The sequence below is a fragment of the Flavobacterium sp. CG_9.10 genome (genome assembly GCF_015752245.1).
In the GTDB taxonomy this organism is placed as follows: Bacteria; Bacteroidota; Bacteroidia; order Flavobacteriales; family Flavobacteriaceae; genus Flavobacterium.
On record NZ_JADOVD010000017.1, the window covers coordinates 1 to 15,774 of the forward strand.

The 15,774-nt window shown below is 33.6% G+C and carries 11 protein-coding genes and 3 tRNA genes; 8 read left to right on the top strand and 6 right to left on the bottom strand.

The genetic code is table 11. The features are described from left to right. The first annotated feature begins 251 nt into the window (after positions 1 to 251). From IWX84_RS13375 to IWX84_RS13390, 4 genes are all read left to right on the top strand, one after another. The gene (locus tag IWX84_RS13375) at positions 252 to 1,202 is read left to right on the top strand and encodes a zinc metalloprotease (RefSeq protein WP_196851262.1); all 951 of its coding nucleotides are present in this window, start codon (positions 252 to 254) and stop codon (positions 1,200 to 1,202) included. Between the two features lie 77 nt (positions 1,203 to 1,279). Continuing rightward, positions 1,280 to 2,371, top strand: a complete 1,092-nt coding sequence (locus IWX84_RS13380) for an AI-2E family transporter (RefSeq protein WP_196851263.1) — start codon at positions 1,280 to 1,282, stop codon at positions 2,369 to 2,371. Between the two features lie 2 nt (positions 2,372 to 2,373). Beyond that, the gene (locus IWX84_RS13385) at positions 2,374 to 3,555 is read left to right on the top strand and encodes a THUMP-like domain-containing protein (RefSeq protein WP_196851264.1); all 1,182 of its coding nucleotides are present in this window, start codon (positions 2,374 to 2,376) and stop codon (positions 3,553 to 3,555) included. Positions 3,556 to 3,557: 2 nt separating this feature from the next. After that, complete coding sequence (locus tag IWX84_RS13390) at positions 3,558 to 4,124, top strand: hypothetical protein (protein ID WP_196851265.1); 567 nt, start codon at positions 3,558 to 3,560, stop codon at positions 4,122 to 4,124. Here IWX84_RS13390 and IWX84_RS13395 read toward each other — a convergent pair whose 3' ends face one another. The 4 genes from IWX84_RS13395 to IWX84_RS13410 all read right to left on the bottom strand — a co-directional run bounded on the left by IWX84_RS13395 (position 4,125) and on the right by IWX84_RS13410 (position 5,217). Then, positions 4,125 to 4,784 (bottom strand): M15 family metallopeptidase, encoded by a 660-nt coding sequence (locus IWX84_RS13395; RefSeq protein WP_196851266.1) that lies wholly within the window; start codon positions 4,782 to 4,784, stop codon positions 4,125 to 4,127. Between the two features lie 90 nt (positions 4,785 to 4,874). Then, positions 4,875 to 4,948: transfer RNA gene (locus IWX84_RS13400), tRNA-Arg, on the bottom strand. Positions 4,949 to 4,971: 23 nt separating this feature from the next. Beyond that, positions 4,972 to 5,046, bottom strand: a tRNA-Pro gene (locus IWX84_RS13405). Positions 5,047 to 5,133: 87 nt separating this feature from the next. After that, positions 5,134 to 5,217 (bottom strand) — tRNA-Ser (locus IWX84_RS13410). 229 nt (positions 5,218 to 5,446) lie between these two features. Between IWX84_RS13410 and IWX84_RS13415 the strand changes: the two genes are divergently transcribed. Beyond that, the gene (locus IWX84_RS13415) at positions 5,447 to 6,625 is read left to right on the top strand and encodes an acetyl-CoA C-acyltransferase (RefSeq protein ID WP_196851267.1); all 1,179 of its coding nucleotides are present in this window, start codon (positions 5,447 to 5,449) and stop codon (positions 6,623 to 6,625) included. A gap of 71 nt (positions 6,626 to 6,696) precedes the next feature. Further along, positions 6,697 to 7,458 (top strand): C40 family peptidase, encoded by a 762-nt coding sequence (locus IWX84_RS13420; RefSeq protein ID WP_196851268.1) that lies wholly within the window; start codon positions 6,697 to 6,699, stop codon positions 7,456 to 7,458. A gap of 62 nt (positions 7,459 to 7,520) precedes the next feature. Here the strand turns inward: IWX84_RS13420 and IWX84_RS13425 are convergent, their stop codons facing one another. Together IWX84_RS13425 and gyrA are read right to left on the bottom strand one after the other, a co-directional pair. Beyond that, on the bottom strand, positions 7,521 to 8,789 hold the full coding sequence (locus tag IWX84_RS13425; protein ID WP_196851269.1) for a tetratricopeptide repeat protein: 1,269 nt from the start codon (positions 8,787 to 8,789) through the stop codon (positions 7,521 to 7,523). Positions 8,790 to 8,831: 42 nt separating this feature from the next. Then, positions 8,832 to 11,450, bottom strand: a complete 2,619-nt coding sequence (gyrA, locus tag IWX84_RS13430) for a DNA gyrase subunit A (protein ID WP_196851270.1) — start codon at positions 11,448 to 11,450, stop codon at positions 8,832 to 8,834. Positions 11,451 to 11,706: 256 nt separating this feature from the next. On the opposite strand from gyrA, the gene IWX84_RS13435 reads away from it, so the two are divergent. Together IWX84_RS13435 and rimK are read left to right on the top strand one after the other, a co-directional pair. After that, on the top strand, positions 11,707 to 14,253 hold the full coding sequence (locus tag IWX84_RS13435) for an ATP-dependent Clp protease ATP-binding subunit (RefSeq protein WP_196851271.1): 2,547 nt from the start codon (positions 11,707 to 11,709) through the stop codon (positions 14,251 to 14,253). 138 nt (positions 14,254 to 14,391) lie between these two features. Beyond that, a complete protein-coding gene (rimK, locus tag IWX84_RS13440) occupies positions 14,392 to 15,762 on the top strand; it encodes a 30S ribosomal protein S6--L-glutamate ligase (RefSeq protein WP_196851272.1) in 1,371 nt (456 codons plus the stop codon). Positions 15,763 to 15,774: the final 12 nt, after the last annotated feature.

A 15,774-nucleotide genomic window follows, 5' to 3' on the forward strand; every position in this document is an offset into this window, starting at 1 on the left:
TACTCAAAAACAAGCTAAAGCAGGCTAAAACCTCGTGAAGTGCCAAAATAAATAGAAAAATAAACGTTCCGTGATTTTTTATCGGACAACAATGAAAATTAATAATAATAATAATAATAGCTTAATAATAACATTATCTCTAATTAACATCTTTTAATTTAAATTATATTTTTTTTATTCAAAAAATTGTTATAGAATTGCAATAGTATTAACCAAAACCAATGTTTTATAACAAATAATCCTAATTAATTATGAAAAAAATTCTTTTAACTGCAACGGCATTTTTAATGCTTTTCTCCTGTCAAAACGACCAAACAGAATCGACTGCCCTAGCAGCAAATGCTACTGCACGTCGTTCATGTGCTTCTCAAGATGTATTGGCAGAACAAATGAAAGCTGATCCAACTCTAGCTTTAAGAATGAACCAAATTGAAGCTTTTACACAAAAAGCAATGTTGACTAACCGTTTAGTAAATGGTAAAGTTGTTATTCCAGTAGTAGTAAATGTATTGTACAATACTGCGGCTGAAAATATTTCTGATGCTCAAATACAATCACAAATCGATGTATTAAACAAAGATTACACTGCTACAAACTCTGATTTCTCAACTACTCCTGCTGAGTTTGCTGGAGTTGCTGCAAATGTTGATATTACTTTTGAATTAAAACAAATTATCAGAAAATCAACTACAAAAACTTCTTGGGGAACTAGAGATGCAATGAAACAAACAAAACGAGGAGGTTTAGATCCTACTTCTCCGAGCAATACCCTTAATATGTGGGCTTGTACAATAGGTGGTGGAATTTTAGGTTATGCTCAATTTCCTGGTGGATCATTAGCAACTGATGGAGTTGTAATTGATTCTAATTATTTTGGATTGTCATCTGCTGCAAGTTATCCTTACAACTTAGGAAGAACAGCAACTCATGAAGTAGGTCACTGGATGAACCTTAGACACATTTGGGGTGATGCATCTTGTGGAAATGATTTAGTTTCTGACACTCCAGTTCATAAAACTTCAAACTTTGGAGTTCCTGTTTACCCATACGTTAGTACTTGTCTTCCTGCTCACAATGAAATGACAATGAACTATATGGATTATACTGATGACAGAGGAATGTATATGTTCACAACTGGTCAAAAAGCTAGAATGACTCCGTTATTCGTAACAGGTGGAGCTAGAGCTGGTTTCGGAATATAATTTTTTTTAGATTTTAGAATATAAAACTCGCTACTTGTTAGCGAGTTTTTTTATCTTTATTCCCTAAAAAAAAATTAATGCTAACATCAAAAATTATAGCTACCGGAATTTTAAAAGCAGTGACAGTAATTGTTTTAATAGCACTTTCTTTATATTTTTTATATCAAATTCAATCTGTTCTGATTTATCTCGTTGTAGCTTTAATTCTTACCTTAATTGGAAATCCAATATTAGATTTTTTCAAAAGACGATTAAAATTCAATCATGTTTTTGCAACTATAGCAACACTGTTTATTTTTATTCTCATTGTCGCTGGATTCATAATGTTATTTATTCCTTTGATTTTAACACAAGGACAAAATTTATCTTTGTTGAATACCGCTGAGATTGAAAAAAGCATACTTCAATTAATCAATAAAATTTCTATTTTTCTGGAGAGTCATCAGATCGACTCCGCAAAAATACTCAAAGAAGCAAATATTACTTCGAAAATAAATTTTAATTTTATTCCAAATTTTTTGAATACAATACTTGGAACCATCAGTAGTTTCGGAATAGGATTAGCTTCCGTCTTATTCATTACTTTTTTCTTTCTTAAAGATCGACTATTGTTCATCGTGGGTGCAAAAAAATTAATTCCAGACTCACATGAGGACCAAATTTTACACTCATTAGAAAAAATAAACATTTTATTATCTCGCTATTTTATTGGATTGCTGCTCCAGTTATTTATTGTATTCGTTTTGTACCTCATTGTTCTGCTTATTTTTAGTGCACCAAATGCAATTGTCATTGCTTTTCTTTGTGCTGTTTTAAATATCATACCATACATCGGTCCATTAATTGCCTCTATTTTAGCAGCAATTCTAACGATGCTTAGCAATTTTGGAAGTGACTTTCAAACAGAAATTTTACCAACTACGATTTACGTATTAATCGGTTTCTGGATCGTACAAATTATTGATAATAATTTATCACAGCCAATAATATTTTCGAAAAGTGTCAGTTCACATCCCTTAGAAATATTTCTTATTATATTAATAGCAGGCTTTCTTTTCGGGATATTAGGAATGATTATCGCTGTTCCACTATATACAATTCTAAAGGTAATAGGTAAAGAATTTTTCCCGGAGAACAAAGTCATTCAACTTTTAACTAAAAACATTTAATTTTGAATCTACATATTCTAAATGTTGAAATTCAAGAATTTATGGTAAAAAATATAGGGGTTTCTATTTCAAAATTAGCGCTGAAAAAAAACCCTTTTCCAAAAGTGGAATGGATTTCTATTTTGAATCAAATAGAAGCTAAAACAAAAGCTAAAGATAAACTTCCCACCTGGTTTTCTACAGAAAATATCATTTATCCAACTAAAATTTCAGTTGAACAGACTTCATCCGAAAAAACAGCTTTTTACAAATCTACGATTGTTTCAGGCAATAGCCTGATTGATTTGACGGGAGGTTTTGGTGTAGATGATTATTATTTTGCAAAAAAAATAAAAACAGTTGCTCACTGCGAAATTAATCCGGAATTATCAAATTTGGTAAAACACAATTTTAGACAATTAAACACAAAGAATATTAATTGTTATTCGGGAGACAGTTTAGCGACTTTAACTTCATTAAATAAGTATTGGGATTGGATATACATTGATCCTTCCAGAAGAAATGATGCAAAAGGTAAAGTATTTATGCTGAAGGATTGTTTGCCAAATGTTCCTGAAAATCTGGATTTCTATTTTAAAAATTCAAACTCAATTTTAATAAAAACAGCTCCTTTACTAGATATTTCGGCTGGTTTATTAGAATTAAAAAATGTAAAGACCGTTCATATTGTAGCATTGGAAAATGAAGTAAAAGAACTGTTATGGGAATTACACAAGGATTTTTCCGGTGTAATAACTTTAAAAGCCATCAATATTATAAAGGAAAAAACTGAGCATTTCGATTTTATTTTAAACCAAGAATCCGAAATAGCCCATTATAGTTTACCACAAAAATATCTATATGAGCCAAATAGCGCTATAATGAAATCGGGAGGTTTTGATGAAGTTGGGTCGTTTTATAATCTAAACAAACTCCATAAACATTCCCATTTATATACATCCGAAGTTTTAATTCCTTTTCCAGGAAGAGTTTTTGAAATTCAAAATTCTGTCCCATACAGTAAAACGGAAATGAAAATCTTTTTAGAACGTAAACAAGCCAATATTACCACTCGAAATTTTCCAGATGCAGTTGAAAGTATTCGAAAAAAATGGAAAATAAAAGACGGAGGAAATGTCTATTGTTTTTTTACAACTGATCTAAATAATCATAAAATAGTATTAATTTGCGCAAAAATCAAATAAAAATGAAACACCTGCTTACAATCACTTTATTCTTCTTATCCCTTAGTTCATTTGCGCAAAAACCATGCGCCTATAGTGTGAACGTTACCGATTCAATTGGGAATTACAAATCCACGAAAGAATATTTGATATGTGAGAAAAATTTTGGTGGAACTGCCAGTTATATCTTTTTTTCGTTAGCATTGACCGATAATTTACCGACATTAAATGTTCAATTGATTCAAAAAAGCAAAGATTTCATGAAAGCCAATTGTTTTGATAAAAATTCGAAATTATTTTTACAATTAAACAATGGAAAAATCATCACCTTGATTCATATTGATGAAGAAAATTGTGGCGCGATGATTCGCGATGACAAAAATTACGATAACAGAGTAATCACAGCAAGTTTCATGTTTATGAAAGATAGCTTTGAGGAATTGAAGAGTTCCCCGATATCTATGATGCGTATTAAATATTTAACCGATACTGAAGATTATGTAATCAAAAAAGAATTTACATCTGAGTTAGATAATGTAGTTTACCAACCTGAAAATTACTTCATTAACACAATTCGCTGTGTAGAATAATTAATCACATATCCATTTGACATTAGAAACGGTATCATTCAATCCTGATTTTAAATTATAATGCCACCATTCGGAATCAAATGAATTAAAATTTTTCTCTGTCATTATTCTTTTTAATAAAAGTCGATTTTCTTTTATCTCTTGCGATAAGTTGGTGTAATTATGACTCGCCTTTTTACCAAAAAAATCAAATGGAGTTCCCATATTCAATTCTATCCCCTTTGAATCTACAAGAGTGATATCAACCGCTCCACCCCTATTATGTATCGAACCTTTATTGGGTTTGGCTACATATTCCGGATTGGGAACAATCGCCCACATTTTCTTCTGAATATCTAAGGGACGGTAACAATCAAAGATTTTGATTTTATATCCTTTTTTTATAAACTTTTGATTCGCTTCAACTAAAGCTTGTACCGTTTTTAAACGCAAAAAACATTCCGCACAATCATACACTTTTTGTTTAAGAAAATTATCGGTTGTGGCATATTTCATATCATACACAAAGTCGGTACTGTAGTCTTTTAAGTTTACAAATGTAGTATCATTTATAACTGAACTATTTTTCTCTATAACAATAGGAATAGTACTTTGTGCTTTACAGGAAACGATCAAAAAAATAAAACAAAGAAGTATGAACGGTTTAAAACAGAAAGTCATAAGATTATTTTTTATAAAAATAAGATAATTTAAGGATTTAAAATAATATAGAAACAAAAAAACCGATACTAATTAAAGTATCGGTTTTTGTGAAGGCAGAAGGATTCGAACCTTCGACCGCCTGCTTAGAAGGCAGGTGCTCTATCCAGCTGAGCTATGCCTCCATTGCTCATGTAAAAAAATATAGTCGGGGTGGCAGGATTCGAACCTGCGGCCTCCTGCTCCCAAAGCAGGCGCGATAACCGAGCTACGCTACACCCCGAAAAACATAATATTATTTTAATGATTTTTGTAAAAATCTCTTGAGATTATAATCAAAACGCTACATTTTGAAACAAAAATTATTAAGCGGAGGGACAGGGACTCGAACCCTGGCACCGATTACTCGGTGACAGTTTAGCAAACTGCTCCATTACCACTCTGGCACCCCTCCAAACTCAAGGAAACGTGTCCTGTTTTGCGGTTGCAAATTTAAGACAACTTTACGTTACTCACAAGTATTTGAGGGCTTTTTTTTAATATTTTTGAAGCTTTTTATAAAAACACTTCACAATCAAACATATAGAGATAAATAAATATTTAAAAAATATAATGAAGCAATCAAAATATGAAATTGTTTAAAAAAGGTTAAATTTGCTTCATAAACTAATATTATAAAGATCATGAACAAAAGAGTTGTTATTGTTTCTGCCGTTAGAACACCTATCGGAAGTTTTATGGGAGCCCTATCTACAGTTGCTGCGCCGAGATTAGGTGCAATTGCTATAAAAGGTGCTTTGGAAAAAATTAATTTAGATCCAAATTTAGTTGATGAAGTATTTATGGGTAATGTTGTTCAAGCTGGCGTAGGACAAGCTCCTGCTCGTCAAGCGGCAATATTTGCTGGTTTACCAAATAGTGTTACTTGCACAACTGTTAATAAAGTTTGTGCTTCTGGAATGAAATCAGTAATGATGGGTGCACAAGCTATTATGTGCGGCGATGCTGAAATTGTTGTTGCAGGTGGAATGGAAAACATGAGTTTGATTCCGCATTATATGCATTTGAGAAATGGAACAAAATTTGGTCCAACAGCCATGATTGACGGAATGCAAAGAGACGGGTTGTCTGATGCGTATGACAACAATGCTATGGGTGTCTGTGCAGACTTATGTGCCTCTGAATATAACTTTACGAGAGAAGATCAAGATAACTTCGCAATTCAATCGTATGAGCGTAGCGCTAAGGCATGGGCAGACGGGAAATTCGACAATGAAGTAGTTCCTGTTGCTGTTCCACAAAGAAAAGGCGATCCAATTATCGTTTCTAAAGATGAAGAATTTACAAATGTAAAAATTGATAAATTCCCATCTTTAAATCCAGCATTTACTAAAGAAGGAACGGTAACAGCCGCAAATTCTTCTACCATTAACGATGGAGCTGCTGCAATAGTTTTGATGAGTGAAGAAAAAGCATTGGCATTAGGATTGAAACCATTAGCATACATAAAAAGTTATGCTGATGCAGCTCAAGAGCCAAAATGGTTCACTACGAGTCCTTCAAAAGCGATACCTAAAGCGTTAGAGAAAGCAGGACTATCCATCAGTGACGTTGATTATTTTGAATTTAATGAGGCTTTTGCTGTAGTTGGTTTGGCTAATTCGAAAATCCTGGGACTAGAAGAAACCAAAGTCAATGTAAATGGTGGTGCCGTTTCCCTGGGACATCCGCTAGGTTGTTCGGGTGCAAGAATCATTGTAACCTTGTTAAATGTTTTAGAACAAAACAATGGTAAAATCGGTGCGGCTGCAATTTGTAATGGTGGTGGTGGTGCTTCGGCAATTGTTATTGAAAGAATTTAAATAATTATGAGTTGTGAGTTATGAGTTTTGATACTTATAACTCATAACTCTTAACTCATAATTTAACATAGATGTTTGGAATTTGTAATCTTGCTATGATACCACTTCGGTTTGAAGCCAGTGATAAAAGCGAAATTGTTTCTCAAGTTTTATTTGGCGAACATTTTGAAATTTTGGAACAACTCAAGCAGTGGTCTTTTATCAAAATGCAATATGATGGTTATGAAGGCTGGGTTGATTCTAAACAGTTTCAATTAATTTCTGAATCAAGTTTTAATCAATTATCCACAGAGGCTATTATTCTAAATGCTGATTTAATAGAATACGTAACCGCTCCATCAAATTTATTGATTCCAATTCCTTTGGGCTCCTCTTTATCATTTATAAATCACAATGAGATCAATACTTCCAATTTTGATTTTGAAGGAACTAGGACTAGCGGAGAGAAAAATAAAGAATACTTGATTAACACTGCATTTATGTATTTAAATGCCCCATATCTTTGGGGAGGAAAAACTCCTTTTGGAATTGATTGCTCGGGTTTTACCCAAATGGTTTACAAACTGAACGGTTACAAATTATTACGGGATGCTTCACAACAATCAACCCAAGGAGAAGCTCTAAGTTTTATTGAAGAAAGCGAACCTGGAGATTTAGCTTTTTTTGACAATGAAGAAGGTAATATTATCCATGTAGGAATAATTATGGATGACAATTATATCATTCATGCCAGCGGAAAAGTTAGGGTCGATAGATTGGATCATCTGGGAATATTCAATGCCGAAACAAACAAACACACGCATAAACTTCGAGTCATCAAGAAAATTATATAACTAAAAAAACCTATCAAGAATTATTTTCAAGATAGGTTTTTTTTATTGTCTAATAATAAGATTTACATCCTTGCTTTAAGTGCTTTTTTCTTATCAGTCATTTCTAAAGCACTATAAACACTTAAAAGTGTTGACGCTACTTCTTTATTTTTCGGATCTAATTCATTCGCTTTTTCTAAGTATGGCAACGCACCCATAAAAATTCCTTCTCTTTGTTTCTTCAGAACAAGGTAACGTTTATTATCTTTTTCAGAATTGGTAAGTTTATTCATTTCGTCAAAAATAACTTTATCACCATCTAATTTCATAATAGCCAAATTAAGATATGCATTGATGTAATCTGGTTTTATTTCAATTGCTCGTTTATAATACTTTTCAGCATCAACATAATTCTTCGCATTTCCACTGATTACTCCTAAGTTAAAAGTCAAATCTGCATCATTAGGATTTTTTGTTAATACTTCAGCGATTAACTTTTTATACATATCAAAATCCTTAGTATCTAAATATAAATTAGCTTCAGTCAAAGTTAACGAAACATCATCTGGATTTGCAATTCTGGCCGCTGCAATCGCTTTTTTAGCTTCTTCAGTTTTTCCTTTTTGTACTAAAATTAAAGCCATATTTTTATATATCTCTCCTCTTTTTGAAGGTATAACCTCAGTTCTTGGTTTCTCATGTGTTCCCAATTTAACCATCCTGTCTCTTTCTTGAGCAGTTGCAAAAACATCTTCTTGACTACTCAACTTATTAACTGCTAAATAACTGGTTCCTTTTCCAGAATAATTTAAAGTTTTCAAATCGTCATATAACTTCAACGCCGTGTCATAATCTTTAGCATTTATATAAGTAGAAGCTGCATAATATAAATTGATAGTATCTTTTTTATCTAATAAATAAGCATCATATAACTTTTTAGCGCTATCCGCATGTTTTTCAACTTTAGAATCCGCTATGGCATTATTTATTAATTTAAATTTTATTTCAGTAACAGAGGCTGCTGCTTGAGTAGAAAATTTTATTTTTCCAGAAGCTTTTTCAGCTGAAATTAAATCTTGATATGCTTTTGCAGCTAGAGAAAGATTTTTATCTGTATCCACTTTTTTATTAGCTAGATCTAAATAAGCATTTCCTTTCACAAAGAAAAATTGTGCTTTTTCGGCATCAGGTGCAGTTGCGGAAGCTGATTCAGCCGCTTGCAAAATATTTACTGCCTCCTGCGAATTCCCACCTTTAAGTGCTTTTTCAGCTGCCTTTATTTGATCTTTTTGAGCAAAAGTAGCTACTGATATCAATAATGCTGATGCAAGTATTACATATTTACTTTTCATAATATTCTGTTTTTGTTTAATAATTATTTTTTTTTTACGTTCCTATGCTTCATCATCAGAGTCGTCCTCTTCTGATTCTTCATCTTCTTCAGACTCCTCTTCTTCATCTTCGTCTTCTTCCTCAGCTCCTTCGTCTTCAAGAACTTCCAAAACTGGTTTTACTCTTTCGATAGCTTCAGTTTCAATTACATTTCCATCTTCATCCACTACAACTTCTGCAACATCGTCTTTCATAACTTTTGTAACAGCGGCAATTGAATCATTTCCTTTGATATTAATCAGTTTCACACCTTGTGTAGCACGTCCCATCACTCTCAAATCTTCAACAGCCATTCTAATAGTCAATCCAGATTTATTGATAATCATTAAATCATCCGCATCTGTAACTGCATTTATAGAGATAAGCTTGCCTGTTTTTTCGGTAATATTTAAAGTTTTAACTCCTTTACCACCACGATTTGTAATGCGATATTCATCAAGGCTTGAACGTTTTCCGTAACCATTTTCAGCAACAACTAATATCTCACTGCTCATATCGTTTACAGTAACCATGCCAATAACTTCATCGGTATCGTCTTTAAGTGTAATTCCACGAACTCCGGAAGCTGTTCTTCCCATTGGACGAGTTTTAGTTTCCTCAAAACGAACTAATTTACCTGATTTTACAGCTAATATAATTTGGCTTTCACCATTAGTTAATTTGGCTTCCAATAGTTCATCACCTTCTTTAATAGTAATAGCAGCGACACCATTTACTCTAGGTTTAGAATATTTCTCCAATGATGTTTTCTTAACCTGACCTTTTTTAGTTACCATAATCAAATTATGGCTTTTTATGTAATCTTGATCTTTTAAATCTTGCGTACAAATAAACGCTTTCACTTTATCGTCACTTTCTATGTTCACCAAGTTTTGAATCGCTCTACCTTTAGCTGTTTTACTTCCTTCAGGTATTTCATAAACACGCATCCAGAAACATTTTCCTTTTTGGGTAAAGAACATCATATATTGGTGATTCGTAGCCACAAACATATGCTCTAAGAAATCTTGATCTCTTGTTCCTGCACTTTTTTGCCCTACTCCTCCTCTATTTTGAGTCTTGTATTCAGTTAAATTTGTACGTTTGATATATCCTGCATGAGAAATGGTAATTACTACATTTTCATCAGCGATTAAATCTTCAATACTTACATCTCCACCTGAATATTCGATTTGAGAACGACGCTCATCTCCGTATTTATCTCTGATTTCCGTAAGCTCTTCTTTAATTAATGCAATTCTCAAGTTTACATCAGCCAATAAAGCTTTCAAATGCTCTATTAACTTCATAATTTCTTCGTATTCTGTTCTTAACTTGTCTTGTTCTAGACCTGTTAATTGACGCAAACGCATTTCCACAATTGCACGAGATTGAATATCCGATAAATTGAATCTTTCGATTAATTTCTCTCTTGCTTCTTCGGTACTTTTTGAAGCTTTGATTAAAGCAATTACTTCGTCAATATTATCAGAAGCGATAATCAAACCTTCTAATATATGTGCTCTCGCTTCCGCTTTTTTCAATTCAAATTGCGTTCTACGAGTCACCACATCATGACGGTGTTCGATAAAATAATGAATCAAATCTTTCAGATTCAACATTTGCGGACGACCTTTTACAATTGCAATATTATTTACACTAAACGACGACTGTAATTGCGTAAACTTATAAAGCGTATTCAAAACCACGTTCGGCGTTGCATCACGTTTCAAGATATATACGATACGCATCCCGTTTCTATCCGATTCGTCTCGGATATTAGCGATACCGTCTATTTTTTTATCATTCACTAAATCAGCAGTACGTTTGATCATATCTGCCTTATTGACTTGATATGGAATTTCGGTAACGATGATACACTCACGACCATCCACTTCTTCAAAACCAACTTTGGCACGCATTACAATACGTCCTCTACCGGTTTTAAAAGCTTCACGAACTCCTTCATATCCATATATTATACCTCCTGTAGGAAAATCAGGGGCTTTAATATAGTTCATCAACTCATCAATTTCGATATCATTGTTATCCATGAAAGCCAATGTACCGTTGATTACTTCGGTAAGATTGTGAGGTGGCATATTCGTTGCCATACCCACCGCAATTCCTGTCGCACCATTAATTAATAAAGTAGGAACACGAGTTGGCATTACTGTTGGTTCTTCTAAAGTATCATCAAAATTTAATTTAAAATCAACCGTTTCTTTATCTATGTCTGCCAATATTTCTTCCGAAATCTTACGCATTCTAGCCTCCGTGTAACGCATCGCTGCAGGACTATCGCCATCTACAGAACCAAAGTTACCCTGACCATCAATCAATAAATAACGCATGCTCCATTCTTGAGCCATACGAACCATCGCATCATAAACAGAAGTGTCACCGTGAGGGTGATATTTACCAAGAACTTCTCCGACAATTCTTGCTGACTTTTTGTGGGCAGATCTGGAATTAACTCCTAAATCATGCATTCCGTAAAGTACTCTTCGATGTACTGGTTTCAAGCCATCTCTGACATCTGGAAGTGCTCTTGATACAATTACCGACATCGAATAATCGATGTAAGCTGTTTTCATTTCATCTTCAATGTTAATAGGAATTAACTTTTCTCCTTCAGACATAAGTTGTTATATTAAAAAATTATATTAGTTTCAAAACGTGCCAATATACAGCTTTTTGAAATTTTATAGCCTGTTTTGCACTACTTATTTCAATGATTTATCAACAAAATTTTCTTCTCTTTTAGTTAATAAATTAAGTAAATTTTAACTCTAATATTAATACAATTTTTGTCTATTAGCTGACAGTAGTTGTTAAAGGAACGGTTTTTGTTTTTCAATCACTAATTCACTAAATTTACAGTATCAAATATATATTATGGATGATAATTTTTCACCAAGAGTAAAAGATGTTATTACTTATAGCAAGGAAGAAGCTTTGCGATTGGGTCATGACTTTATAGGAACTGAACACCTGATGCTGGGTATCTTAAGAGATGGTAATGGGAAGGCAATTCAAATTTTGAATAACTTATCTATTGATCTGGATTATTTACGCAGAAAGGTTGAGATTCTAAGTCCAGCAAGTCCTAGTCTTGAAGTCAATGTAGAAAAGAAAAATTTGCATTTAACCAGACAGGCAGAGCGAGCGTTGAAAACTACTTTTCTTGAAGCAAAAGTATTTCAGAGTTCGTCTATTAGTACAGCACACTTGTTGCTATGTATTTTAAGAAATGAAAACGATCCAACAACCAAGCTATTGAATAAACTTAAAATTGATTATGACATAGCTAAAGAACAATATATAAATATGACTCCAAACGATGAAGAATTTTTAGAAAACTTGCCAAAAAACGAATCTTATAATGATGATTCAGGACAAGATGACAGTCTTAAGGAAGGAACTTTTAACAACCCCGCCAATAAATCAAACAAAAAATCCAAAACACCAGTTTTAGATAATTTTGGGAGAGATTTAACAGAAATGGCTGAGGAAGGTAAACTTGACCCTGTTGTGGGTAGAGAAAAAGAAATTGAGCGTGTTTCCCAAATTTTGAGCCGTCGCAAAAAAAATAATCCACTACTTATAGGGGAACCGGGAGTAGGAAAGTCAGCTATTGCAGAAGGATTAGCTTTGCGAATTATTCAAAAGAAAGTGTCTCGAATACTCTTTAACAAACGCGTAGTAACATTAGATTTAGCCAGCCTTGTAGCCGGAACTAAATACCGTGGACAGTTTGAAGAGCGCATGAAAGCGGTAATGAACGAATTAGAAAAAAATGATGATATCATTCTTTTTATTGATGAAATTCACACTATTGTAGGCGCCGGTGGAGCTACAGGTTCTTTGGATGCTTCCAATATGTTTAAACCAGCTTTAGCTAGGGGTGAAATCCAATGTATTGGTGCGACAACCTTAGATGAATACAGACAATACATAGAAAAAGATGGTGCTTTAGAAAGACGTTTTCAAAAAATAATTGTTGAACCAACATCGGTTCCTGAAACAATTACTATTTTGAATAATATCAAAAATAAATACGAGGACCATCACAATGTAACGTATACCCAAGAAGCAATTGAAGCGTGTGTAAAATTAACAGACAGATACATGTCGGAACGTTTCTTACCGGATAAAGCCATTGATGCTTTAGACGAAGCTGGTTCTCGAGTTCATATTACCAATATTGAAGTGCCTAAAGCAATTTTAGATTTAGAACGACAGTTAGATGATGTTCGAGAATTAAAAAATGTGGTAGTCAAAAAACAGAAATATGAGGAGGCTGCTAAACTTCGTGATGACGAAAAACGCATTGAGAAAGATTTAGCAATTGCTCAGGAACAATGGGAAGAAGATGCTAAAAATAACCGAATAGAAGTTACCGAAGACAATGTTGCCGATGTAGTTTCGATGATGACAGGAATTCCTGTAAATCGTATTGCGCAAACGGAAAGTAATAAATTAGCAAAATTACCAGAACTTATTGAAGGTAAGGTTATTGGGCAAAAAGAAGCCGTAATGAAAATTGCGCGTTCTATCCAAAGAAATCGTGCGGGATTGAAAGATCCTAACAGACCAATTGGTTCGTTTATCTTCTTAGGACAAACTGGGGTTGGAAAAACACAATTAGCAAAAGTACTTGCCAAAGAATTATTCGATTCGGAAGATGCATTGATACGTATCGACATGAGTGAATACATGGAGAAATTTTCAATCTCTCGACTAGTTGGTGCGCCTCCGGGATATGTAGGTTATGAAGAAGGTGGGCAATTAACGGAGAAAGTTCGCAGAAAACCATATTGTGTGGTATTATTGGACGAAATCGAGAAAGCACATCCTGATGTTTTTAATATGTTATTACAGGTTCTTGATGACGGTTATTTAACGGACAGTTTAGGTAGAAAAATTGATTTCAAAAACACTATAATCATAATGACTTCCAATGTTGGAGCCAGACAATTAAAAGATTTTGGTCAAGGAGTTGGTTTTGGTACAGCTGCCAAAGTAGCGCAAGCCGATGATAATTCGAAAAGTATTATCGAAAATGCATTGAAAAAAACTTTTGCTCCTGAATTTCTTAACAGGATAGATGACGTAATTGTATTCAACGCATTGGAAAAACATGATATCGATTTAATTATCGAAATTGAATTAAAAAAATTATTTGCTCGTGTTGCAGAATTGGGTTATCAATTAAATTTATCTGACAAAGCCAAAGCTTTTATTGCAGAAAAAGGTTTTGATAGACAATTTGGTGCCAGACCATTAAAAAGAGCGATTCAGAAATATGTTGAAGATGCACTTGCGGAAGAAATTATCACTTCAAAAATTACTTCTGGAGACGAAATTTTTATGGATATCGAAGAGGGAGCGCAAGAATTAACAGTGCAAGTTCACAAAGCCGGAGAGGCAACTAACCTATAATTATCTCATTCGAAATACTAAACAAACCCGTTACGTTTTTATAACATAGCGGGTTTATTCTTTATATAAATTTTCCATTTTTTTAAAAACAAATATTTACATTTGATTCTTAAAAAATAGATTAAATAAAATCAATTTATGTCTCAAAATAAAGTCATCCTGGGTAGCGAAGAATGGTGTTCATTTCCTGAATTAGGAATACCAACTATAAAAGCACGTGTCGATTCAGGTGCTAAAACATCTGCTTTACACGCAATAAATATTGCCCCATTTATTAAGAATGAAAATAATTGGGTTAAATTTGATATCAATCCTATTCAGAATAACCTAAAAACCGTTATTCATTGCGAGGCTCCTTTGGTAGATAAACGTATTGTGAAAAGTTCAAGCGGGTTTAGAGAGCAGCGTTACGTTATTCAAACAAATCTACAGATTGGAAATTCAATATGGCCAATCGAAATGACATTGACCAATCGAGATTCCATGGGTTTTCGCATGCTTTTGGGACGAGAAGCAATGAGTGGTAGAGTTCTTGTTGATCCCGAGCAAAAATATCTTTTAGGACAGCCGTCAGCTGAAAACCTGAAAGAACTTTATAAAAATTCTGAAAAAGCAAGCTCTGGTTTGCGAATTGGTCTTTTAGCCAGTAATCCAGAATTATACAGCAATAAGCGTATTATGGAAGCGGGTGAAATGCGTGGTCATGAAATGCATTTTTTAAATATCAAGGAATGTTACATGAAACTTGATGCAAAAACACCAGAAATTCATTACCGCGGTGGGAAAATATTAAATCAATTTGATGCGATTATTCCTAGAATTCGTCCTAGCATTACCTTTTATGGCTGTGCTTTGACCAGACAATTTGAAGCTTTAAATGTATTTTGCTTGAATTCATCTAATGCAATTACACAATCGCGAGATAAATTATATTCTTTACAATTACTGCTTCATAGCGGAATTGACATCCCCACCACAGGATTTGCAAATTCACCTTTAGATACGGATGACTTGATAAAAATGGTTGGAGGTTCCCCTCTAATTGTAAAATTACTGGAAGGCACTCAAGGAAAAGGAGTGGTATTGGCAGAAACAAAAAAGGCTGCAGAAAGCGTTATTAACGCCTTCAAAAGTTTAAACGCAAATATATTAGTTCAAGAATTTATTAAAGAAGCCAACGGGAAAGATATCCGTTGTTTTGTAATTGACGGCAAAGTGGTCGCCGCGATTCAACGTGAAGCTATGCCTGGCGAATTTAGAGCCAACATTCATCTTGGGGGAACTGCGTCTATTATAAAAGTAACAAGCGAAGAAAAACGCATCGCGATAAAAGCGGCTAAAGCAATGGATTTAAAAGTTGCCGGTGTTGATATAATCCGTTCTTCAAAAGGACCTTTATTATTGGAAGTAAACTCCTCTCCTGGATTGGAAGGTATTGAAGGCGCTACCAATAAAGACATTGCAGGTGAAATGATAAGAGCCATTGAAAAGAATTTTAAATTGAAATAATTAAATTTATTC

Excerpts from the sequence above, each read along its gene's own strand:
- gyrA (WP_196851270.1), bottom strand. The coding sequence starts at position 11,450 with ATGTCTGAAGGAGAAAAGTTAATTCCTATTAACATTGAAGATGAAATG.
- IWX84_RS13435 (WP_196851271.1), top strand. The coding sequence starts at position 11,707 with ATGGATGATAATTTTTCACCAAGAGTAAAAGATGTTATTACTTATAGC.
- rimK (WP_196851272.1), top strand. The coding sequence starts at position 14,392 with ATGTCTCAAAATAAAGTCATCCTGGGTAGCGAAGAATGGTGTTCATTT.
- IWX84_RS13390 (WP_196851265.1), top strand. The coding sequence starts at position 3,558 with ATGAAACACCTGCTTACAATCACTTTATTCTTCTTATCCCTTAGTTCA.
- IWX84_RS13395 (WP_196851266.1), bottom strand. The coding sequence starts at position 4,784 with ATGACTTTCTGTTTTAAACCGTTCATACTTCTTTGTTTTATTTTTTTG.
- IWX84_RS13375 (WP_196851262.1), top strand. The coding sequence starts at position 252 with ATGAAAAAAATTCTTTTAACTGCAACGGCATTTTTAATGCTTTTCTCC.
- IWX84_RS13425 (WP_196851269.1), bottom strand. The coding sequence starts at position 8,789 with ATGAAAAGTAAATATGTAATACTTGCATCAGCATTATTGATATCAGTA.
- IWX84_RS13380 (WP_196851263.1), top strand. The coding sequence starts at position 1,280 with ATGCTAACATCAAAAATTATAGCTACCGGAATTTTAAAAGCAGTGACA.
- IWX84_RS13415 (WP_196851267.1), top strand. The coding sequence starts at position 5,447 with ATGAACAAAAGAGTTGTTATTGTTTCTGCCGTTAGAACACCTATCGGA.
- IWX84_RS13420 (WP_196851268.1), top strand. The coding sequence starts at position 6,697 with ATGTTTGGAATTTGTAATCTTGCTATGATACCACTTCGGTTTGAAGCC.